The following is a 278-nucleotide window of genomic DNA, read 5'->3' as shown; positions in this document are numbered from 1 at the left end:
GGGTCCGAAGACAAACGCGCAGCCTATGACCTTGCTAAAAATCATTGGGCGGATCTCGAAACATCTCGTCCGGATATTATCCTCATCGACTTTATCGACGAACGCATCGGCCTGATACAGCACCATGGCTCAATTTTCTCTGCCAGCGGGCCTGTGATCAAAGCCTTTGAGCGCGCCGGTATTGAATATGAGATCAAGCGGCCATGGCGCCGGGAAGTTAAAGCGCTGCGGGAATGGGCGCTTCCCGCGTTCCTGGAAAAAGCCTCGTCGATTTGCCC

Annotated in this window: 1 protein-coding gene; it reads left to right on the top strand. The window is 54.3% G+C overall.

Annotated elements, in window-relative coordinates:
- Window positions 1-278: DUF6270 domain-containing protein (locus EE949_RS10580; RefSeq protein WP_241152850.1), on the top strand; the 278-nt coding region annotated here is incomplete at both ends.

The sequence above is a fragment of the Pseudomonas viridiflava genome (genome assembly GCF_900602065.1).
Lineage (GTDB): Bacteria > Pseudomonadota > Gammaproteobacteria > Pseudomonadales > Pseudomonadaceae > Aquipseudomonas.
The sequence above is the reverse complement of the archived record's forward strand: the minus strand, read 5'-3'. Positions and strand labels throughout refer to the sequence as shown.